This is a genomic window from Streptomyces sp. NPDC014656, assembly GCF_043084305.1.
Taxonomy (GTDB): Bacteria; Actinomycetota; Actinomycetes; order Streptomycetales; family Streptomycetaceae; genus Streptomyces.
In genome coordinates, this window is sequence record NZ_JBIBZN010000001.1 from 128,694 (window position 1) to 149,928 (window position 21,235).

Here is a 21,235-nt window from a genome sequence, read left to right on the forward strand (position 1 = left end):
CGTGCACAGCCCTCCGGCGGCCCCGCTGGTCACCGGCAGCGTTTGTGCCGCCGGGCGTGGACGGGCGGTCCGGCGCGGTGCTGGGGTGAGCGCCACCGAACGGCCGAGTAACAACGGCGGCCGGGAAAAGGGGAGTCATGGGAGGTACCGCACCCGCCCTGACGGTGACGGATCTGACGGCGGGATACGGACCGGTGCACGCGCTGCGGCGCGTGTCCCTGACCGTGCCCGCGGGGGCCGTCGTCACCGTCCTCGGCGGCAACGGCGCCGGCAAGTCCACACTGCTGCGGGCGGTCTCGCGCACGCTGCGCTTCCACGGCGGGGCCGTGGTCTCCGGCACGGTCGCCGCGGCCGGCCGGCCGCTCGACGGACTGCCGCCCGACCGGGTCGTGGCCGCCGGCGTCTGCCAGGTCCCCGAGGGCCGGCAGGTCTTCGCCCGCATGTCCGTCGAGGACAACCTGCGGGCCGGCGGGCTCGCCCGGCGCGGCGACCGCACCGCGAAGGCCACCGCGCTGCGCCGGGTCCACGAGCTGTTCCCCGTCCTCGCCGAGCGGTCCCGGCAGCCCGCCGGGCTCCTCTCCGGCGGCGAGCAGCAGATGCTCGCCGTCGGCCGCGCCCTGATGGCCGCCCCGGAGCTGCTGCTCCTCGACGAGCCCTCGCTCGGCCTCGCCCCGCTGATGGCCGCCCGCATCGCCGACGCGGTCCGGGAGATCAACGCCCAGGGCACGGCGGTGCTGCTGGTCGAGCAGAACGCCGCGCTGGCGCTGAAGCTCGCCTCCCACGCGTACGTCCTGGAGGTCGGCGAGGTCACCCTCTCCGGCCCGGCCGACGAACTCGCCGCCTCCGACGAGGTCCGCCGCCGCTACCTCGGCGTGGTCGACGCCGACGCGGCCGAGGACGCCGCCCGCGCCCGCGCCGCCCACCCCGTCCTGTCCCGCTGGGACGAAGCGGCCCGGGTTCCCGCCCGAGGCCCGCGCCGCAAGGAGACCCCCCGATGACCACCCCGGACGGGCCGGCCGTGCCCGCCCCCCGCACCCCCGGCCCCGGCGCCGCACCGGCCCGCGAGGACGTCCCCGCCCTCACCGTCACCGGCCTCACCGTCCGCTTCGCCGGACTCACCGCCCTCGACGGCGTCGACTTCACCGTCCGCCCCGGCACCGTGCACGCCCTCATCGGGCCCAACGGCGCCGGCAAGTCCACCTGCTTCAACGTGCTGTCCGGGGTGTACCGGGCCACCTCCGGCTCCGTGCGGCTCGGCGGGCACGAGCTGACCGCGCTGCCCCCGCACCGGATCGCCGACCTCGGAGTGGGCCGGATCTTCCAGAACCTGGCGCTGCCGCCGCGCGCCACCGTCGAGGACAGCCTGATGCTCGGCCGCCACCGGCTCACCCGCACCGGCTTCCTCGCCGCCGGCCTCCGGCTGCCGTCCGCGGCCCGCGAGGAGGCCCGCCACCGGGCCCGCGTCCGGGAGATCGCCGACTTCGTCGGCCTCGGCGACCAGCTCGCGAAACCCGCGGGCTCGCTCCCGTACGGACAGCAGAAGCTCGCCGAACTGGCCCGCGCCCTCTGCATGGAGCCCACCCTGCTGCTCCTCGACGAGCCGGTCGCCGGCATGACCGCCGACGAACGGCGCCGCACCGCCGCCGTCATCGCCGGCGTCCGCGACGGCCTCGGCATCTCCGTGCTCCTCGTCGAGCACGACATGGGCCTGGTGATGCGGCTCGCCGACTCCGTCACCGTCCTCGAATTCGGCCGCCGGATCGCCGACGGCAGCCCCGCCGACGTACAGAACGACCCGGCGGTCGTCCGCGCCTACCTCGGAGAGGAGACCGCCGCGTGAGCACCTTCGCGGAGTTCCTCATCAACGGGCTCTCCCTGGGCTCCGTCTACGCCCTGATCGCCCTCGGCTTCGTCGTCATCTTCCGCGCCACGGAGGTCGTCAACTTCGCCCACGCCTCGCTGCTCCTGGCCGGCGGCTACCTCGTCGCCGTCCTCCACGAACCGCTCGGCTTCTGGCCCGCGCTGGCCGCCGGGATCGCGGGCGCGGCCGTCGTCGGCGCCGCCGTCGAGTTCTTCGTCATGCGCCGCCACCGGGGAGGCGACCACAGCGTCCTCGCCATCGTCACCATCGGCGTCGACATCCTCCTCGCCACCGAGCTGACCCGCCGGATCGGCACCGACATCCTCGCCCTCGGCGACCCGTGGGGCGACGCGGTCGTCACCCTCGGCCCGGTGACGATCGCGGAGACCCGGATCGCCGCGCTGCTCGCCGCCGGCCTCCTCATCACCGCCTTCCTGCTCGCCTTCCGGCACACCTCCTGGGGCGTCGCCATGCGGGCCGCCGCCGAGAACCAGGAGACCGCCGCCCTGATGGGCGTCCGGCTCGGCCGGGTCTCGCTCGGCGCCTGGGCGGTCGCCGGGGCCCTGGCCGCGGTCGCCGCCCTCTTCCTCACCGTCTTCCCCACCCCGGGTCTGGAGCGCGGCACCTCGCTCGCCGCCCTCAAGGCCTTCCCCGCCGCGATCCTCGGCGGCCTCGACTCCACCACCGGCGCGCTCGCCGGCGGACTGATCGTCGGCGTCACCGAGTCCCTCGCCACCGGCTACCAGTCCGACCTCGCCTTCCTCGGCCGCGGGATCGGCGACCTCGCCCCCTACCTGGTGATGGTCGCGGTGCTGCTGATCCGCCCGGCCGGCCTCTTCGGCACCAAGGAGCTCGCCCGTGTCTGAGCGCCTCAGGATCCCCGCGAAGGCGTACGGCCTCGCCGCCGCCGCCCTCGGCGGCGTCCTCCTGCTCGTCCTCCCCTTCTACCTGGAGCGGTTCTGGCTCCAGGCCGGGCTCTTCGCGATGGCCGCCGCCATCGGCGCCATCGGCATCAACCTGCTCACCGGCGCCACCGGCCAGCTCTCCATGGGCCACGCCTTCTTCCTCGCCGTCGGCGCCTACGGCTACTGCGCCCTGGCCGGCGACGGCACCGACGGACTCAGCGGCCTCGGCCTGCCGGGCTGGCTCGCCGCCGTCCTCGCCGTCGGCCTCGCCGGGCTCGCCGGCGGGGTGTTCAGCCCCATCGCGGGCCGGCTGCACGGCGCGTACCTCGGCATCGCCACCCTCGCGCTGATCTTCATCGGCCAGCACGTCCTCTTCAACGCCCACGACCTCACCGGCGGCTACAACGGCCGGGCCGTGCCGCCGCTGAACCTCTTCGGCCTCACCTTCGACGACACCGAACTCCTCGTCGCCCAGGTGCCTTTCGGCGCCGTCGAGAAGCTCTGGTACCTGGGCCTGGCCCTGCTCCTCGCCGGGGTGCTGTTCGCCCGCGGGGTGCTCCGGGGCCGTCCCGGGCGCGCCATGAACGCCATCCGCGACCACCGGATCGCCGCCGGCGTCATGGGCATCCCGGTCGCCCGGCACCGCGCCGCCGTCTTCGTCCTCTCCTCCATGTACGCGGGCCTCGCCGGCGTCCTGCTCGCCCTGGTCTTCCAGCGGACCGTGCCCGAGTACTTCGGCATGGCGCTCTCCCTGGAGTACCTGGCGATGATCGTCATCGGCGGGCTCGGCTCCGTCGCCGGGGCCGTCGCGGGCGGGGTCTTCGTCGCCCTGCTCCCGCAGCTCCTCAACCGGTACGCCGAGGCCCTGCCGCTGGTCTCCGCCCCCGGCACCGGCGGCATCGCCCCCGGCGAGGCCGCCCGCTACCTCTACGGCGCCGCCGTCGTCGGCACCGTCCTCTTCCTGCCCGGCGGCCTCGCGAGGCTCGTCGCGCGAACCCCGATCCACCGACCCTCAGGGGAGACTCGATGAACCACAGACGACAGGCCGTGCGGGGCCTCGCCACGGCGCTCGCCGTGCTGGTCGCGCTCACCGCCGCCGGATGCAGCTCCAAGGCGAAGACCGGCGGCGCCGAGGAGACCGGCGCGGGCGGGGTGAAGATGGGCGAGGGCGTCACCGACACCACCATCACGCTCGGCGCGCTCACCGACATGACCGGCGTCTACGCCACCCTCGGCAAGAGCGTCACCCAGGCCCAGCAGCTGTGGGTGAAGCAGACCAACGCCGCCGGCGGCATCTGCGACCGCAAGCTGGAGCTGACCGTCCGCGACCACGGCTACGACCCGCAGAAGGCGCTCGCCGCCTACACGGAGCTGGAGCCGAAGGTCGTCGGCTACCCCCAGTTCATCGGCTCCCCGTTCGTCGCCGCCGTCAAGCAGCGCGTCGACGGCCAGGACAAGGGCCTGGTCATGCCCCAGGCATGGTCGGCCTCCCTCCTCGGCTCCCCGTACATCCGCGTCCTCGGCGCCACCTACGACGTCGAGACGATCAACGCGGTCGACTTCCTCGTCACGGAGAAGGGCCTCAAGAAGGGCGACAAGCTCGGCCACGTCTACTTCGAGGGCGACTACGGCGAGAACGCCCTCAAGGGCTCGAAGTACGCCGCCGAACAGACCGGGCTGACCGTCGTCGAGCAGAAGATCAAGCCGACCGACAACGACATGTCCGCGCAGGTCGCCGCGCTCAAGCAGGCCGGCGTGAAGGCGGTCCTCGTCAGCGCCGGCCCGCGCCAGGCCGCCTCCCTGGTCGGCGTGGCCGCCGCGACCGGCCTGCGCGTCCCGGTCGTCGGCAACAACTCCGCCTTCGCCCCCCAGCTCCTCGGCACGCAGGCGGGCCCGGCCCTGGAGAAGATGTACTGGTTCGCCTCCCCGAGCCTTCCCATCGGCGCCGACACCCCCGTCGCGAAGAAGCTCGCCGCCGACTACGCGGCCGCCTACCCCGAGGACGGCCTCGACAACGGCGTCGTCGCCGGCTGGACGGCCGCGACCGCCTTCGGCGAGATCCTGAAGAAGGCCTGCGAGAAGGGCGACCTCACCCGTGAGGGCGTCAGCAAGGCGCTCCTCATCCTCAACGCCCACGACCCCGGCTTCGGCATGACCCACGACTTCACCGACCCGAAGTCGCCCTCGTCCCGCCAGTCCGTCATCATCCAGCCCGACAAGAAGGCCGCCGGCGGCATGCGCACGGTCCGGCAGCCCTTCGTCTCCGAGGCGGCGAAGGCCTACACCTTCTGACCCGCCCCGCGGCCCGGGCCGCGTCCCCCGGGAGGAGAACGGAACCCGTCCTCCTCCCGGGGGCACCGGCCGTCATCTGGCCGAAACCTGACGGTGTGATCCTCGGGCCATGAACGTGATGATCGAGGAGAACGCCGCCCACCCCCGCCTGCCCGCCCTGCTCACCGCCTACCACCTCGCGACCGAGGCCGAGAAGGGCGCCGCCGTGACCGGCCCGGCCGACCTGCCGGCCGCGCGCCGCGCCGAGGCCGAGGACCCGGTCGGCGCCTTCGCCGCCGACACCGTGCTCCTCGCCACCACGCCGGAGACCGGGGAGGCCGTGGGCTGTCTCGTCCTGAGGGCCGGGGCCGTGCCCGAGGTCAAGCGGGTGTGGGTGGAGCCGGAGGCCCGGGGGCGGGGGTTCGCCCGGGCGCTGATGGGGGAGGCGCTGCGCCGGGCCGCCGCGGCGGGCGCCCCGGCCGTGCGGCTCACGGTCTGGGAGTGGCGCGAGGGGCCCCTGGCCCTCTACCGCGAGCTCGGCTTCGAGCCCGCCGAGCCGTGGGAGGACCGTCCGCGCCTGCTCTTCCTGGAGAAGCGGTTCGCCCCCGGCGACCGCGTCGAGCTCCTCGCCCCCGACGACGTGCGGAAGCACGCCGACGGCCTCGCCGCGCTCCTCGTGGACGCCGTCGACGACGGCGCCTCCGTCGGCTTCCTGGCGCCCCTGGACCCCGCCGAGGCCGCCGCCTGGTGGGAGGGGACCGCGGGCACCCGGGACGTCTGGGCGGCCTTCGGGCCGGACGGCGCCGTCACCGGGGCCGTCACCCTCCTCCGTACCGCCACCGCCAACGGCCGGCACCGCGGCGAGGTGGCCCGGCTCCTCGTCCACCGCTCGGCCCGGGGCCGGGCGCTCGGCCGCCGCCTGCTGGCCGCAGCGGAGGCCCACGCGGCCGCCACCGGCCTCACCCTGCTCGTCCTGGACACCCAGACCGACAGCCCCGCCGAACGCCTCTACCGGGGCGCGGGCTGGCTGCGGGCCGGCACGATCCCCGGCTACGCCGCCGACCCGGCGGGCACCCTCCGGGCCACCACGCTGTACTACAAGCGCCTGGCGTAGGTCCGGCGCATGACGAAGGGCCCGGAAGCGAGGTGCTTCCGGGCCCTTCACCGGCTTGTGTGCGGCCGGGGGTCAGCGCAGCTGCGCCGCCTCCGCCTGCCGCGCCTCCCGGCTCTCCCGCCGGTTGCCGCGGAAGGTGTTCACCCGGCGGGCCGTCGCGAAGAGGGGGATCACGGCGCCCAGCACGACCTGGAGGGCGCACCCGGTCTGGAGCAGGAACTGTCCGCCGGGGGCGTCGAACGCCCAGGCGGCCAGCATGGCCATCGCGCCGACGATCCAGCTGAGCATCGCCGCCGCGAGGACACCGCGCGGCTTCGGGTACTCGACCCGGCTCACCATCAGCCACGCCGTGCCGATGATCGCCAGCAGCGTCGGGATGAACGGCAGCTCGAGCAGGATGATCGAGACCACCGTCAGCGCGCCGAAGGGGCTCGGCATGCCCTGGAACATGCCGTCCTTCATCGTCACGCAGGAGAACCGCGCCAGGCGCAGCACCACCGCGAGCAGCACCACGATCGCGGCGACCGCCGAGACCTTCTGCTGCGCGTCGTCCGCGACCATGCCGTAGACGAGCACGAAGTACGCCGGGGCCAGACCGAAGCTGATCAGGTCCGACAGGTTGTCGAGCTCGGCGCCCATCGGCGAGCTGCGGAGCTTGCGCGCCACGATGCCGTCGAAGAGGTCGAAGATCGCCGCGCACAGCATCAGTATCACGGCGGTGGCGGCGCTGTTGCGCGCCATCCCCGACTCCGTGCTGCCGGTGAGGTGCGGGATGAGGATGCCCGTGGTGGTGAAGTACACCGCCATGAATCCACACGTGGCGTTGCCGAGCGTGAGGGCGTCCGCTATGGACAGCCTCAGCGACAGCGGCATCTCCTCCGCCTCTCGGGCCGCCTCCGCCTCGGCGTCGGCGGCCCAGTCGGCGGCGCGTGTGTCGGGATCAATCACGGTCAATGCGAGTCACCCCCGCGGTCGTGACCTGTCCGACCTCGACGGCGACCTCGACACCCTCCGGGAGGTAGATGTCGACCCGCGAGCCGAAGCGGATCAGGCCGATCCGGTCACCCTGCTCGACCTTCGTCCCCTGCGGGATGTACGGCACGATCCGCCGCGCCACGGCACCCGCGATCTGGATCATCTCGATGTCACCGAGCTCGGTGTCGAAGTGCCAGACGACGCGCTCGTTGTTCTCGGACTCCTTGTTGAAGGCCGGGACGAAGCCCCCCGGGACGTGCTCGACCGAGGTCACCGTGCCGGCCAGCGGCGCACGGTTGACGTGCACGTTCAGCGGGCTCATGAAGATGGCGACCCGGGTGCGCCCGTCCTTCCACGGCATGATGCTCTGCACCACGCCGTCGGCGGGGGAGATGACCCGGCCCTGAGCGATCTCTCGCTCGGGATCGCGGAAGAACCACAGCATGCCGGCCGCGAGCGCGGTGGTCGGCACGGCGATGGCCCGGGCGCGCTTCGAGCGGCCCGAGCGCGCGAGGCTGAGCGCCGCCGTGGCGACGGTCGGCAGAAGCCACGGCGATGCTCCGCGTGCGATGCGTGCGCCCTTGAGGCTGTCGCGGTGTGCAGAGTTTGGGCTGTGGGGCATGGATGACCTTCGTAGCGGATGATGCCGCGCTGGCAACGGGGGACGGCGGCTTTCCGGCGATGCTATCGGTTGCGGGGCGCAACTGGGCAAGCCAGGAACCGAGTCGAAGGCCGGAAGACGAACACGGGGTGTGATCTTCTTCGCGGCCCAATCGACTCAAAACCGACAATCAGCCCTGGAAGCGGTACTCCTCCAGGAGGCGGCGGCCAATGATCATTTTCTGGATCTCGGCGGTACCTTCACCGATGAGCAGCATCGGCGCCTCGCGGTAGAGCCGCTCGATCTCGTACTCCTTCGAGAACCCGTAGCCGCCGTGAATGCGGAAGGCATCCTCCACGACCTCCTTGCAGTACTCGGAGGCGAGGTACTTCGCCATCCCTGCTTCGAGGTCGTTTCGTTCCCCGGAGTCCTTTTTGCGTGCTGCGTTCACCATCATCGCATGGGCGGCCTCGACCTTGGTAGCCATTTCGGCCAGCTTGAACTGGATGGCCTGGTGCTGGGCGATCGGCTTTCCGAAAGTGTGACGCTGCTGGGCATACTGGACGCCGAGTTCGAAAGCACGCTGAGCGACGCCGCAACCACGGGCCGCCACGTTCACGCGGCCGACCTCGACGCCGTCCATCATTTGGTAAAACCCTCGGCCGGTGACCCCGCCGAGCACCCGATCGGCCGGAACGCGCAGGCCGTCCATGATGAGCTCGGTGGTGTCGACCCCCTTGTAGCCCATCTTGTCGATCTTGCCGGGGATGGTGAGGCCCGGACGGACCTCGCCGAAGCCGGGCTCCTTCTCGACGAGGAAGGTCGTCATCGACTTGTGGGGGGCGGTGCCCTCCGGGTGGCCTTCGTCACTCCGGACGAGGACGGCGACCAGCGAGGACGTGCCGCCGTTGGTCAGCCACATCTTCTGGCCGTTCAGGACGTACTCGTCGCCGTCCTTCACCGCCTTCGACGTGATGGCCGACACGTCCGAGCCGAGGGCCGGCTCCGACATCGAGAACGCGCCGCGCGTCTCGCCGGCCGCCATCCGCGGAAGGAAGTACTCCTTCTGCTCCTGGGTGCCGTGCTGCTTCAGCATGTACGCGACGATGAAGTGGGTGTTGATGATGCCGGAGACCGACATCCAGCCGCGCGCGATCTCCTCCACGCACAGCGCGTAGGTGAGCAGCGACTCGCCCAGGCCCCCGTACTCCTCGGGGATCATCAGACCGAAGACGCCGAGCTCCTTGAGCCCGTCCACGATCGCCTGCGGGTACTCGTCGCGGTGCTCCAGCTCGGTCGCGACCGGGATGATCTCCTTGTCGACGAAGTCCCGCACGGTGGCGAGGATCTCCTGCTGGACGTCGGTCAGACCGTGGGTCTGGGCGAGTCGCGCCATGACTACTTCTCCGGCTTCTTGGAAGGCTCGATGAGCTCGGGGCGGCCCGGCTGCTCGCCGCCGCGCGCGTCGATGTACTCGGCGGTGGGGACCATCACCTTGCGGCGGAAGACGCAGACCAGGGTGCCGTCCTGCTTGTAGCCCTTGGTCTCGACGTACACGATGCCGCGGTCGGTCTTGGACTTCGACGGGGTCTTGTCGAGGACCGTGGTCTCGCCGTAGATCGTGTCGCCGTGGAAGGTCGGCGCCACGTGCCGCAGCGACTCGATCTCCAGGTTGGCGATGGCCTTGCCGGAGACGTCCGGCACGGACATGCCGAGCAGCAGCGAGTAGATGTAGTTGCCGACCACCACGTTCCGCTTGAAGTCGGTCGTGTTCTCCGCGTAGTTCACGTCCATGTGCAGCGGGTGGTGGTTCATGGTGAGCAGGCAGAAGAGGTGGTCGTCGTACTCGGTGACCGTCTTTCCCGGCCAGTGCTTGTAGACGGCACCGACCTCGAACTCTTCATAGGTGCGGCCGAACTGCATGGTCCTACGCCTCCGGGATCTCGAACTTGCTGGTGCGCCGCATGCCGGCGGCGCGGCCCTTGCCGGAGATGACCAGGGCCATCTTGCGGGAGGCCTCGTCGATCATCTCGTCGCCGAGCATCGCGGAGCCCTTCTTCCCGCCGGCCTCGGAGGTGTAGTAGTCGTACGCGTCGAGGATCAGCTCGGCGTGGTCGTAGTCCTCCTGCGAGGGCGAGAAGATCTCGTTCGCGGCGGCGACCTGGTCGGGGTGGAGCACCCACTTGCCGTCGAAGCCGAGGGCGGCGGCGCGCTGCGCGACGGCCTTGTAGCCCTCCTGGTTGCGGATCTGCAGGTAGGGGCCGTCGATCGCCTGGAGGTTGTTGGCGCGGGCCGCCATCAGGATGCTCATCAGGATGTGGTGGTACGCGTCGGCCGGGTAGCCGGGCGGCTGCTCGCCGACGACCAGGGACTTCATGTTGATGGAGGCCATGAAGTCGGCCGGGCCGAAGATGATCGTCTCGACGCGCTGCGAGGCCTGCGCGATGGCGTTGACGTTGTTCAGGCCCTGGGCGTTCTCGATCTGCGCCTCGATGCCGATCTTGCCGACCTCGAAGCCCATGGTCTTCTCGATCTGGGTCAGCAGCAGGTCGAGCGCCACGATCTGCTGGGCGTCCTGGACCTTGGGCAGCATGATGCAGTCGAGGTTCTGGCCGGCGCCCTCGACGACGGTGACGACGTCGCGGTACGTCCAGTGGGTCGTCCAGTCGTTGACGCGGACCACGCGGGTCTTGCCGGTCCAGTCGCCCTCGTTGAGGAACTTCACGATGGTGTGGCGGGCCTCGGGCTTGGCCAGCGGCGCGCAGGCGTCCTCCAGGTCGAGGAAGACCTGGTCGGCCGCGAGGCCCTGGGCCTTCTCCAGGAAGCGCGGGTTGGAGCCGGGCACCGCGAGGCAGGAGCGGCGGGGACGCAACCGGTTCACGGGGCTGGTCATGCGGGGACCTCCGTACATTCAAGGGGGCTGAGCTTGTGAGCTTTCCGGATCTCGTCGACGATACGGCCGATGATCTCGGTGATACCGAAGTCCTTCGGGGTGAAGACGGCGGCCACACCCGCGCGGCGCAGTTCCTCGCCGTCGGCGTTCGGGATGATGCCGCCCACGATGACCGGGATGTCGGTGGCGCCGGCGTCCTTGAGGCGGTCGAGGACGTCGGGGACCAGCTGGGCGTGCGAGCCGGAGAGGATCGACAGGCCGACGGCGTGCACGTCCTCCTCCAGGGCGGCGTCCACGATCTGCTCCGGGGTGAGCCGGATGCCCTGGTAGACCACCTCGAAGCCGGCGTCGCGGGCCCGGACGGCGATCTGCTCGGCGCCGTTGGAGTGGCCGTCGAGGCCGGGCTTGCCGACCAGGAAGCGCAGCTTGCCGATGCCCAGGTCCTGGGCGGTGCGGTCGACCTTGCGGCGGACCTCGGCCATCGGGGAGCCGGTCTCGGCCGGCACGGCGACCGGGGCGGAGGAGACGCCGGTGGGGGCGCGGTACTCGCCGAAGACCTCGCGCAGCGCCCCGGCCCACTCGCCGGTGGTGACGCCCGCGCGGGCGCACTCCAGGGTGGCCTCCATCAGGTTCTCGGTGCCGCGGGCGGCCTCCTTCAGGAGCTCCAGCGCCTGCTGGGTCGTCGGGAAGACGAAGGGGTCGCCGTTGCCCTGGCGGTCCGTGGACTCCTGGCGCTCGGCGCGCCAGCGGGAGACGGCGCCGACCACGCGGGCCTCGACGGCCGGGTCGACGGTCTGGATCGCCGTGTCGAGGTCCGCGGTGAGCGGGTTCGGCTCGGTCGACTGGAAGACGTTGACGCCGATGATCTTGTCCTCGCCGGACTCGATCCGGGCGCGCCGCTCGGCGTGCGAGGAGACCAGCTGGGCCTTGAGGTAGCCGGACTCGACGGCGGCCATCGCGCCGCCCATCTCCTGGATCCGGTCGATCTCGGCCAGGCACTCGGTGACGAGGGCGTCGACCTTGGCCTCGACGACGTGGGAGCCGGCGAAGATGTCCTCGTACTCCAGCAGGTCGGACTCGTGGGCGAGGACCTGCTGGATGCGGAGCGACCACTGCTGGTCCCACGGCCGGGGCAGGCCCAGGGCCTCGTTCCAGGCGGGGAGCTGGACGGCGCGGGCGCGGGCGTCCTTGGAGAGGGTGACGGCCAGCATCTCCAGGACGATCCGCTGGACGTTGTTCTCCGGCTGGGCCTCGGTGAGGCCGAGCGAGTTGACCTGGACGCCGTAGCGGAAGCGCCGCTGCTTGGCGTCCTCGATCCCGTACCGCTCGCGGGTGACCGTGTCCCAGATGCGGCCGAAGGCGCGCATCTTGCACATCTCCTCGATGAAGCGGACGCCCGCGTTCACGAAGAAGGAGATGCGGGCGACGACCTCGCCGAACCGCTCCTCGGGCACCTGGCCCGAGTCGCGGACGGAGTCGAGGACCGCGATCGCGGTGGACATCGCGTACGAGATCTCCTGGACCGGAGTGGCCCCCGCCTCCTGCAGGTGGTAGCTGCAGATGTTGATCGGGTTCCACTTCGGGATGTTGTTGACCGTGTACGCGATCATGTCCGTCGTGAGGCGGAGCGAGGGGCCGGGCGGGAAGACGTGCGTCCCGCGCGACAGGTACTCCTTCACGATGTCGTTCTGCGTGGTGCCCTGGAGCTTGGTGATGTCCGCACCCTGCTCCTCGGCCGCCACCTGGTAGAGCGCCAGGAGCCACATCGCCGTGGCGTTGATGGTCATCGAGGTGTTCATCTGCTCCAGGGGGATGTCCTGGAACAGCCGTCGCATGTCGCCGAGGTGCGAGACGGGGACCCCGACCCGGCCGACCTCGCCGCGGGCGAGGACGTGGTCGGGGTCGTAGCCCGTCTGGGTCGGCAGGTCGAAGGCGACCGACAGACCGGTCTGCCCCTTGGCGAGGTTGCGCCGGTACAGCTCGTTGGACGCCTCGGCGGTCGAGTGACCGGCGTAGGTCCGCATGAGCCACGGCCGGTCCTTCTGGCGCTCAGTCATGTGCGGTCCCCGGGCTCAGATGTTGCGGAAGCGGTTGATGGCGTCGATGTGCTGGGCGCGCAGTTCCTCGTCGCGGACGCCGAGGCCCTCCTGGGGGGCGAGGGCGAGGACGCCGACCTTGCCCTGGTGGAGGTTGCGGTGGACGTCGTACGCCGCCTGGCCGGTCTCCTCCAGGGTGTACGTCTTGGAGAGCGTGGGGTGGATCTTGCCCTTGGCGATCAGGCGGTTGGCCTCCCACGCCTCGCGGTAGTTCGCGAAGTGCGAGCCGATGATCCGCTTCAGCGACATCCACAGGTAGCGGTTGTCGTACTCGTGCATGTAGCCCGAGGTGGAGGCGCAGGTGGTGATCGTGCCGCCCTTGCGGGTGACGTAGACGGAGGCGCCGAAGGTCTCGCGGCCCGGGTGCTCGAAGACGATGTCGATGTCCTCGCCGCCGGTGAACTCGCGGATCTTGGAGCCGAAGCGCTTCCACTCGCGCGGGTCCTGGGTCCGCTCGTCCTTCCAGAACTTGTAGCCCTCGGCGTTGCGGTCGATGACCGCCTCGGCGCCCATGGCCCGGCAGATGTCGGCCTTCTCGGGGGAGGAGACGACACAGATCGGGTTGGCGCCGCCGGCCAGCGCGAACTGGGTGGCGTAGGAGCCGAGGCCGCCGGAGGCGCCCCAGATGAGGACGTTGTCGCCCTGCTTCATGCCGGCGCCGTTGCGGGAGACCAGCTGCCGGTAGGCGGTGGAGTTGACCAGGCCGGGAGCGGCGGCCTCCTCCCAGCTGAGGTGCTTCGGCTTGGGCATCAGCTGGTTCGACTTGACGAGCGCGATCTCGGCCAGGCCGCCGAAGTTGGTCTCGAAGCCCCAGATCCGCTGCTCGGGGTCGAGCATGGTGTCGTTGTGGCCGTCGGAGGACTCCAGCTCGACGGACAGGCAGTGCGCGACGACCTCGTCGCCCGGCGTCCAGGCGTTGACGCCGGGACCGGTGCGCAGCACGACGCCCGCGAGGTCGGAGCCGATCACGTGGTACGGCAGGTCGTGGCGCTTGGTCAGCTCGGAGAGGCGGCCGTAGCGCTCCAGGAAGCCGAAGGTCGAGACGGGCTCGAAGATCGAGGTCCAGACCGAGTTGTAGTTCACGGAGCTGGCCATCACGGCCACGAGCGCCTCGCCGGGGCCCAGCTCGGGGAGCGGGACCTGGTCGAGGTGGAGCGACTTGCGGGGGTCCTTGTCGCGGCTGGCGACGCCGGCGAACATCTCGGCCTCGTCCTTGTGGACGGTCACGGCCTTGTACGACTCGGGGAGCTTGATGTTCGCGAAGTCGGCGGACGTGGCGTCCTGCGACTGGATCGCGTCCAGGATTTCCTTCACGGTGTGCCTCCGGCGGAGAGCGTCCGGGAGCGGACGCCTGAGGGGTACGTCGGGGAGTGCTGCTGCTGTGGAGGTGTGCCGTCGGTTCGGCTCGGGTGGTGCGGTGGCCGCGCCGGTGTGGGGCGCGAGGGTGCCTGTGACGCAGGCGTCCGGGCGTACGGCCGTGGGGCCGCTGGGACAGCCGGAGTACGGGTCTTCTCCGCGCTCCGGCCGCCCGGACAACATCAACGTATGGCACGCCGTGTCACGTGACAAGGCACTGCGTGCCAACAATTTCCCTCAGATGCGAAAAGGTGCTCACCGATGAGCGATGATCGATCGAATGCGCCTCTGAGCTGGGAGAACGCGACGAGGGCCGCCCCCGGGAAACCGGGGGCGGCCCTCGTGTCGGACCTTCGAAGGTGCGGGAGAGGGGTGTCTCAGCCCTTCGTGAGTGCCTGCTGGATGGTCCGCATGACCTCGTCCAGCGGAGCGTCCGTACGGGCCACCGCGACGACCACGTCACCCGAGGCGGAGACCCGCGCGGCCGGCGTCTCCCGCGGCGGCTGGGACTGCTGGGTCTGCTGGGTCTGCGGGGAGGAAGGGGCCGGGCGGCCCGCGCCTATGCCCGAGCCGAAGGTCTCCCGCACGATCGCGAAGGCGTGGTCGAGCTGGCTCTCCACGTCGCCCTGCCCGCCCGCCCGCAGCCAGCGCCGCAGCACGTGGTTGTGGGCCGTGACCACCGCGGAGGCCGCCACCTCGGCGAGCAGCGGGTCGTCGTTGCCGTCGTGGTGGTCCCGCTCGTCGAAGTGGCCCAGCAGGTAGCGGGTGAAGAGCCGCTCGTAGCGGGCCACCGAGGCGATCTCCCGCTCCCGCAGGGTGGGCACCTCACGCGTCAGCCGGTAGCGGGCCACGGAGATCGCGGGGGAGCCCGCGTACATCTTCATGACCTCCTTGATGCCCCGGCACACGGTGTCGAGCGGGTGCTCGTGCGGCGGGGCCGCGTTCAGCACCGCCTCCGCGCGCACCAGCGTGTCGTCGTGGTCCGGGAAGATCGCCTCCTCCTTGGACCGGAAGTGGCGGAAGAAGGTCCGCCGGGCCACCCCGGCCGCCGCCGCGATCTCGTCGACCGTGGTGGCCTCGTACCCCTTCGTCGCGAAGAGCTCCATCGCGGCGGCCGCCAGCTCCCGGCGCATCTTCAGCCGCTGCGCGGCGGCACGGGTCCCCGCCGCGCTCTCCTGAGCGTCGGACGAAGAGGTGGCACGGGGTGTCTTCACGGCCTTGGGCATGACCCGAACGTACTGCATCCGTGCAGGAAGACGCGCCTGCGGGGGCGGGCCGCCGAAGGGCTCCAGCAGCCCGCCCCACCCCTGTCCGGGATCGCCGGGCTCAGCGGCGGGCATATTCGCGGAAGCCGCGCCCCGTCTTGCGGCCCAGGCAGCCGGCCGCCACCAGGTGCTCCAGGAGCGGCGCCGGGGCCAGGCCCGGGTCGCGGAACTCGCGGTGCAGCACCTTCTCGATCGCCAGCGAGACGTCCAGGCCGACCACGTCGAGCAGCTCGAACGGCCCCATCGGGTAGCCGCCGCCCAGCTTCATCGCCGTGTCGATGTCGTCCAGCGTCGCGTAGTGCTCCTGGACCATCTTGACCGCGTTGTTCAGGTACGGGAACAGCAGCGCGTTCACGATGAAACCGGCCCGGTCGCCGCAGTCCACGCCGTGCTTTCGGATCTTCGCGGTGACCTCGCGGACCGTGGCGTGCACGTCGTCGGCGGTCAGGACCGTACGGACGATCTCGACCAGCTTCATCGCCGGCGCCGGGTTGAAGAAGTGCATGCCGATGACGTCCTGCGGGCGGGTGGTCGCCCTGGCGCAGGCCACGACCGGCAGCGAGGAGGTCGTGGTGGCGAGCACCGCGCCCGGCTTGCAGATCTTGTCCAGGCGGGCGAACAGCTCCTGCTTGATCCCCAGGTCCTCGGCGACCGCCTCGACCGCCAGGTCGACCCCGGCGAAGGAGTCCAGCGAACCGGCCGGGACGATCCGGGCCAGCGTCTCGTCGCGGGCCTCGCCGGTCATCCGGCCCTTGCTCACCGAGCGCTCCAGCGACTTGGCGATGTACGCCTTGGCCGCGTCCGCCTTCTCCTGCGAGCGGGCCGCGAGGACCACGTCGTAGCCGGCCTTGGCGAAGACCTCGGCGATGCCGGAGGCCATCGTGCCCGAACCCGCCACGCCCACCGAGCGGACCTCGCGGCCCGCGCCGGCGGCGCCCGAGGCCGCCGGGGTCAGCGCGTCGTCGACCTTCTCGGCCGCGCCCGGCGCCGCGTAGGTGTAGAAGCCGCGGCCCGCCTTGCGGCCGGTGAGACCGGCCTCGGAGAGCTGCTTCAGGATCGGCGCGGGGGCGTGCAGCCGGTCGTGGGACGCCTGGTACATCGCGTCGAGGACGGTGCGGGCCGTGTCGATGCCCACCAGGTCGAGCAGTTCCAGCGGGCCCATCGGCAGGCCGCAGCCCAGCTTCATGGCCGCGTCGATGTCCTCGCGGGAGGCGTAGCGGGCCTCGTACATGGCGGCGGCCTGGTTGAGGTAGCCGAAGAGCAGCCCGTCCGCGACGAAGCCGGCCCGGTCGCCGACCGCCACCGGCTCCTTGCCGAGGTCCTGGGCCAGCCGGGTGACGGCGTCCACCGCCCGCGGGTCGGTCAGCACCGAGGAGACCACCTCGACCAGCTTCATGGCCTGGACCGGCGCGAAGAAGTGCAGGCCGAGGACGCGCTCCGGGTGCGCCGAGTCGGCGGCCAGCCGGGTCACCGACAGGGCGTTGGTGCCGGTGGCGAGGACGGCGTCCGGGCGGACGATGCCGTCCAGCGTCCGGAAGACCTCCTGCTTGGTCTCGTACTCCTCCGGGACGACCTCGATGACGAGGTCGGCCGCGGCGGCGGCCTGGAGGTCCGAGTAGACGCGGAAGCGCGCCAGCGCGTCCTGCCGCTCGTCCTCGGTGATGCGCCCGCGGGCCACCGCGCGGGCGGTGGACGCCTCCAGGGCGGCGACGGCGCGGGCGCCGGCGGACTCGCTGACGTCGATGCCGACGACCTCACGGCCGGCCCGGACGAGGACGTCGGCGATGCCGGTGCCCATGGTGCCGAGGCCGACGACGGCGATGGTGGAGAGAGGGGTGTCCATCAGGGGACTCCTGAGAGGAAGAGTGACGACTGAAGGCGGTGCGCGCGCGGAGGGAAAGGGCGCGGGAATACCGGGAACGCGGCCGGCCGCACGGAGGCGGCGCCGCGGTGCGCGGGGATGCGGCCCCGGTGCACGAGGCGGCGAGGGCCCGAAGAGGAGAAAAGAAAGGAGACGAGGGCCCTGTCCCTGAGCCACGTCGAGAACTGCCGAACCGACCAGCGCTCACCGCGGCTGCGTCACCAGGCCGCGGCGAGAAGTGCGGGGGTTCCCCGCTCACTTGAGATTAACCGGCCGGTAACGAGCGCGCCAGTCCTGGGAACTCGGGAAAATGTGATGTGGATCGCGGATAGCCTCGGATTCATGGAAATCGTCGAGGACAACTCCGAGGATCCCGAATTCTGCTCGATGATCGATCGATTGCGCGACGAGATCGAGAACGAAGAGGAAGCCGTTACCGCCGCATTCGGAGAACTCGCCCGCACCACCGACCCCGAGGAACTCCACCGGCTGCTCACCGCCCCCGCGCAGCCGCTCTGGGCGCGCGAGATCGCGGCCTACCGCCTCGGCGTGACCGGCGACCCGCGGGCCTTCGAGGCCCTCGTCCTCCTCCTCAACCACCGGGACCCCGAGCGGTGCGTCACCGCCGCCCACGCCCTCGTCCGGCTCGGCGACCCGCGCACCGCCCGGGCCGCCGCCGCCCTCGCCACCAACGAACTCCGGGCCGCCTACGCCCTCCTGCCGGTCCGGCTCCTCGCCGACCTGCGCGCCCCCGAGTCCGTCCCGGCCCTCGTCACCGTCCTGGAGCGGCGGCTGGCGGCCGGCGACCCCCACTGGCGCGTCGGCCTCGCCTGCGTCGAGGGCCTCGGCACCCTGGGCGACCCGCTGGCCCGGGACGTCCTGGAGGCCGCCCTCCCGCACCCCCGCCTCGGCCGCGCCGCCGAGCGCTCCCTGGCCCTCCTCGGCGGCCCGGGGGCCTGACCCGCTCGGGGGCCGCGCGGCGCGACGACGCCCGCGCCCCGGAAGGGCGCGGGCGTCGTCGGTGAGGGGCCCGGGTCAGCGCACGTGGCCGAGCAGCCCGTGGAGGGTGGTGGCGGCGCGCTGGACGCGGGCGGACGCCTTTCCTCCGGCCTGCGGGCCGGCCTTCTCCCCGGCCCCGCTCCCGGCCTTCTTCTTCGCCTCGTCCCCGGTCTTCTCCGGAGCGGCCGCCGGCTCCGGCTCGGGGCCGGGGAGGGCGGCGCAGACCGCGTCGACCTCCGAGGCGCCCTCGGCGCGCGGCACGGTGCCGGTGGCGAGGTAGGCGCTCAGGTGCTCGTCGAGGCAGTCGTTCCCGGCGAGGGTCACGCCGTGGTTCCCGCCGCCCTGCTCGACGACCAGGCTGGAGCCGTGGAGCATCCGGTGCAGGGCGAGCCCGCCCTCGTACGGGGTGGCGGCGTCGTCCGTGGCCTGGAGGACCAGGACCGGCGGCAGCTGGTCGTTGGAGACGTCCGGCGGGGTGAGCGGCTCCACCGGCCAGAAGGCGCAGGGCGCGTTGTACCAGGCGTTGTTCCAGGTGGAGAAGGGCGCCTTGGCGTGGACGCTCCAGCTGTCCTTCCGCCACACGTTCCAGTCCCGGGGCCAGGCGGCGTCCCGGCACTGGACGGCGGTGTAGACGGAGTAGCCGTTGTCGGCGGCGGAGTCGGCCTCGCCGAAGCGTTCGTAGGCGGCCGTGAGCGGGGCCGGGTCGCCCTCGTTCACGTACGCGGAGAAGGCGCTCGCGAGCTTGGGCCAGTACCCGTCGTAGTAGCCGCCGGGCAGGAAGGTGTCCTCCAGCTCGCCCGGGCCGACCTTGCCGCCCGCGGGGGAGTCGCGCAGTTCCTCGCGCATCCGGTACCAGGCCGCCTCGACCGCCGACGGGTCGGTGCCCAGCCGGTAGACGGAGTCGTGCTTCGCCACCCAGGCCATCAGGTCCTTGTGCCGGGTGTCGAAGGCGTAGTCCTGCGCGATGTTGTCCTCGTACCAGACGCCGTTCGGGTTCACCACGGAGTCCAGCGCCATCCGTCGCACCCGCTCCGGGTACAGGCGGGCGTAGACGGCGCCCAGGTAGGTGCCGTACGAGTAGCCGAGGTAGTTGATCCGGTCGGCACCGAGCGCCTTGCGGATCAGGTCGAGGTCGCGGGCGGCGGAGACGGTGTCGATGTACGGGAGGACGTCCGCGTGCTTCTTGCCGCAGGCGGCGGCGAAGGCCTGGGCGCGTTCCACGGCGGTCCGCTCGCCGTCGGCGCCGCGCGGCACCGAGTCGGGGCGCACGGGGTCGAAGTGGCCGGGCCGGCAGTCGAGCGCGGGCTCGCTCCTGCCGACGCCGCGCGGGTCGAAGCCGATGACGTCGTACTCGGCGGCGACCTTCGCCGGCAGCGAGGCGGCGACGTAGCCGGCCATGCCGCGGCCGCTGCCGCCCGGGCCGCCGGGGTTGACCAGGAGCGGGCCCTGGAAGGTCTTCGCGGTGTGCGGGATCCGGGTCAGCGCGAGCGTGATGCTCCGGCCGGCCGGGTCGTCGTGGTCGAGCGGCACCCCGAGGGTGGCGCACTGGAGCTTCGGGTACGCCTTGGTGCCGCAGTCGGTCCAGGCGAGCGGGGGGAGGGGGCGGGGGACCGGTTCACCGGTGCCCGCGGCGGACGCGGGCAGGACGGTGACCGTCCCGGCGACCAGCGCCCCAGCGGCGATCAGCATTCCTGCGCGGGTGGTCATGGAGCGTGGAGTGCCCCGCGGGGCGCGGGACACGACCCGTTCCGCCGGTAATCGACCCGAACGGAGGGGGTGATGACGGCGTGTCAGGTGACTTCCCGGCGTGTCGGCGGGCTCAGAGGAGGGTGAGCTGCTCCGCGTCGCCCGGCCGCGGGGCCGGGGCCGGGCCGGGGGCGGGACCGGCCGCGCGGCGCGGGTTCTGGCGCGGGGCGTCCCGGCGGGCCGGTCCGATGCCGAACTCGGCGGCCAGTTCGTGGACCTGACGGGTGATCCGCCGCTGGTACCAGGTGGGCGCGTAGGCCCCGCCGGCGTACATCCGCTCGTAGCGGCCGACGAGGTGGGGGTGGTGGCGGGCGAGCCAGCTCGTGAACCACTCGCGGGCGCCGGGCCGCAGGTGGAGGACGAGCGGGGTGACGGAGACGGCGCCGGCCTCGGCGACGGCCCGGACGGTGGCGCGCAGCTGCTCGGGGGAGTCGCCGAGGAAGGGCACGACCGGTGCCATGAGGACCCCGCAGCCGATGCCGTGCTCGCCCAGGGTGCGGACCACGTCCAGGCGGCGGTGCGGGGAGGGCGTGCCGGGCTCGACGGTGCGCCACAGCTCCTCGTCGGTGAAGCCGACCGAGACGGAGACGCCGACCTCGGTGACCTCGGCCGCCTGGGTCAGCAGCTCCAGGTCGCGCAGGATCAGGGTGCCCTTGGTGAGGAGGGAGAAGGGGTTCGCCCGGTCGCGCAGCGCGGTGAGGATGCCGGGCATGAGGCGGTACCGGCCCTCGGCCCGCTGGTAGCAGTCGACGTTGGTGCCCATGGCGATGTGGGCGCCCTGCCAGCGGGGCGAGGCGAGCTGGCGGGCGAGCAGCTCGGGGGCGTTGACCTTGACCACGATCTGGGAGTCGAAGCCGAGGCCGGTGTCGAGGTCGAGGTAGGCGTGGCTCCTGCGGGCGAAACAGTAGACGCACGCGTGCGTGCAGCCGCGGTAGGGGTTGACCGTCCACTCGAAGGGCATCCGGGAGGCGCCGGGGACCCGGTTGAGGATGGAGCGGGCGCGGACCTCGTGGAAGGTGATGCCGCGGAACTCGGGCGTGTCGAAGGTGCGGGTGGTGACCGCGTCCGTGCCGAAGAGGGCGATGTCGGCGGGCGCGGAGGGGGTCTCGCCCAGATGGTCCCAGCGCATGGGCGCCTCCTCGATCGGCTTCGTTCGTACGTTCGATTCCCGTGGACCCCAGAATAGAACAACTGTTCTCTTGATCGTCGCAACCCGGATTTCGCGCCCCGTGGGGCTCGTGGTTCGCTTGGTCCGCAGCCCCGAGACACCCCGAAGAACCATGAGCTGGAGG

Annotated in this window: 18 protein-coding genes and 1 pseudogene; 8 read left to right on the top strand and 11 right to left on the bottom strand. The window is 72.0% G+C overall.

What is annotated here, in order from left to right; translation table 11 throughout:
* The first annotated feature begins 137 nt into the window (after nucleotides 1-137).
* From ACF1ED_RS00645 to ACF1ED_RS00675, 7 genes and pseudogenes are all read left to right on the top strand, one after another.
* Nucleotides 138-998: an ABC transporter ATP-binding protein gene (locus tag ACF1ED_RS00645; protein ID WP_391756186.1), complete on the top strand. Its 861-nt coding sequence runs from the start codon at nucleotides 138-140 to the stop codon at nucleotides 996-998.
* Nucleotides 995-1,840, top strand: a complete 846-nt coding sequence (locus ACF1ED_RS00650; protein ID WP_391756187.1) for an ABC transporter ATP-binding protein — start codon at nucleotides 995-997, stop codon at nucleotides 1,838-1,840. The genes ACF1ED_RS00645 and ACF1ED_RS00650 overlap by 4 nt, the downstream gene beginning before the upstream one ends.
* The gene (locus ACF1ED_RS00655; protein ID WP_391756188.1) at nucleotides 1,837-2,727 is read left to right on the top strand and encodes a branched-chain amino acid ABC transporter permease; all 891 of its coding nucleotides are present in this window, start codon (nucleotides 1,837-1,839) and stop codon (nucleotides 2,725-2,727) included. The genes ACF1ED_RS00650 and ACF1ED_RS00655 overlap by 4 nt, the downstream gene beginning before the upstream one ends.
* Complete coding sequence (locus ACF1ED_RS00660) at nucleotides 2,720-3,796, top strand: branched-chain amino acid ABC transporter permease (protein WP_391756189.1); 1,077 nt, start codon at nucleotides 2,720-2,722, stop codon at nucleotides 3,794-3,796. The genes ACF1ED_RS00655 and ACF1ED_RS00660 overlap by 8 nt, the downstream gene beginning before the upstream one ends.
* On the top strand, nucleotides 3,793-5,058 hold the full coding sequence (locus tag ACF1ED_RS00665; RefSeq protein WP_391756190.1) for an ABC transporter substrate-binding protein: 1,266 nt from the start codon (nucleotides 3,793-3,795) through the stop codon (nucleotides 5,056-5,058). Before ACF1ED_RS00660 ends, ACF1ED_RS00665 begins: the two co-directional genes overlap by 4 nt.
* Nucleotides 5,059-5,176: 118 nt before the next feature.
* Nucleotides 5,177-5,584: pseudogene (locus ACF1ED_RS00670) on the top strand (GNAT family N-acetyltransferase); the annotation flags it as partial.
* 93 nt (nucleotides 5,585-5,677) lie between these two features.
* Nucleotides 5,678-6,151, top strand: coding sequence for a GNAT family N-acetyltransferase (locus tag ACF1ED_RS00675; protein WP_391756786.1), 474 nt, complete (start codon nucleotides 5,678-5,680; stop codon nucleotides 6,149-6,151).
* A 72-nt stretch (nucleotides 6,152-6,223) separates the two neighbouring features.
* Here ACF1ED_RS00675 and pssA read toward each other — a convergent pair whose 3' ends face one another.
* The 9 genes from pssA to ACF1ED_RS00720 all read right to left on the bottom strand — a co-directional run bounded on the left by pssA (nucleotide 6,224) and on the right by ACF1ED_RS00720 (nucleotide 17,180).
* Nucleotides 6,224-7,099 carry a CDP-diacylglycerol--serine O-phosphatidyltransferase gene (gene pssA / locus ACF1ED_RS00680; protein ID WP_391756787.1) on the bottom strand — a complete coding sequence of 292 codons (876 nt, stop codon included), beginning with the start codon at nucleotides 7,097-7,099 and terminating at the stop codon, nucleotides 6,224-6,226.
* Complete coding sequence (locus ACF1ED_RS00685; RefSeq protein WP_043224033.1) at nucleotides 7,092-7,748, bottom strand: phosphatidylserine decarboxylase; 657 nt, start codon at nucleotides 7,746-7,748, stop codon at nucleotides 7,092-7,094. The genes pssA and ACF1ED_RS00685 overlap by 8 nt, the downstream gene beginning before the upstream one ends.
* A gap of 169 nt (nucleotides 7,749-7,917) precedes the next feature.
* The gene (locus ACF1ED_RS00690; protein WP_391756191.1) at nucleotides 7,918-9,123 is read right to left on the bottom strand and encodes an acyl-CoA dehydrogenase family protein; all 1,206 of its coding nucleotides are present in this window, start codon (nucleotides 9,121-9,123) and stop codon (nucleotides 7,918-7,920) included.
* Nucleotides 9,124-9,125: 2 nt separating this feature from the next.
* Nucleotides 9,126-9,650 (bottom strand): MaoC family dehydratase, encoded by a 525-nt coding sequence (locus ACF1ED_RS00695; RefSeq protein ID WP_319013327.1) that lies wholly within the window; start codon nucleotides 9,648-9,650, stop codon nucleotides 9,126-9,128.
* Between the two features lie 4 nt (nucleotides 9,651-9,654).
* Nucleotides 9,655-10,620, bottom strand: coding sequence for an HpcH/HpaI aldolase/citrate lyase family protein (locus ACF1ED_RS00700; RefSeq protein WP_391756192.1), 966 nt, complete (start codon nucleotides 10,618-10,620; stop codon nucleotides 9,655-9,657).
* Nucleotides 10,617-12,677, bottom strand: coding sequence for a protein meaA (locus ACF1ED_RS00705; RefSeq protein ID WP_391756193.1), 2,061 nt, complete (start codon nucleotides 12,675-12,677; stop codon nucleotides 10,617-10,619). Before ACF1ED_RS00705 ends, ACF1ED_RS00700 begins: the two co-directional genes overlap by 4 nt.
* A gap of 15 nt (nucleotides 12,678-12,692) precedes the next feature.
* Nucleotides 12,693-14,030: a crotonyl-CoA carboxylase/reductase gene (gene ccrA, locus ACF1ED_RS00710; protein WP_043224039.1), complete on the bottom strand. Its 1,338-nt coding sequence runs from the start codon at nucleotides 14,028-14,030 to the stop codon at nucleotides 12,693-12,695.
* Nucleotides 14,031-14,449: 419 nt separating this feature from the next.
* Nucleotides 14,450-15,316, bottom strand: coding sequence for a TetR family transcriptional regulator (locus ACF1ED_RS00715; protein WP_391756194.1), 867 nt, complete (start codon nucleotides 15,314-15,316; stop codon nucleotides 14,450-14,452).
* An 82-nt stretch (nucleotides 15,317-15,398) separates the two neighbouring features.
* Nucleotides 15,399-17,180 (bottom strand): 3-hydroxyacyl-CoA dehydrogenase family protein, encoded by a 1,782-nt coding sequence (locus ACF1ED_RS00720; protein WP_391756195.1) that lies wholly within the window; start codon nucleotides 17,178-17,180, stop codon nucleotides 15,399-15,401.
* Between the two features lie 360 nt (nucleotides 17,181-17,540).
* Here ACF1ED_RS00720 and ACF1ED_RS00725 point away from each other — a divergent pair, with 360 nt between their 5' ends.
* Nucleotides 17,541-18,158 carry a HEAT repeat domain-containing protein gene (locus ACF1ED_RS00725; RefSeq protein ID WP_391756196.1) on the top strand — a complete coding sequence of 206 codons (618 nt, stop codon included), beginning with the start codon at nucleotides 17,541-17,543 and terminating at the stop codon, nucleotides 18,156-18,158.
* A 75-nt stretch (nucleotides 18,159-18,233) separates the two neighbouring features.
* Here ACF1ED_RS00725 and ACF1ED_RS00730 read toward each other — a convergent pair whose 3' ends face one another.
* Together ACF1ED_RS00730 and ACF1ED_RS00735 are read right to left on the bottom strand one after the other, a co-directional pair.
* Nucleotides 18,234-19,904: an alpha/beta hydrolase gene (locus tag ACF1ED_RS00730; RefSeq protein ID WP_391756197.1), complete on the bottom strand. Its 1,671-nt coding sequence runs from the start codon at nucleotides 19,902-19,904 to the stop codon at nucleotides 18,234-18,236.
* A gap of 112 nt (nucleotides 19,905-20,016) precedes the next feature.
* Complete coding sequence (locus ACF1ED_RS00735; RefSeq protein WP_391756198.1) at nucleotides 20,017-21,072, bottom strand: Rv2578c family radical SAM protein; 1,056 nt, start codon at nucleotides 21,070-21,072, stop codon at nucleotides 20,017-20,019.
* Nucleotides 21,073-21,235 lie beyond the last annotated feature (163 nt).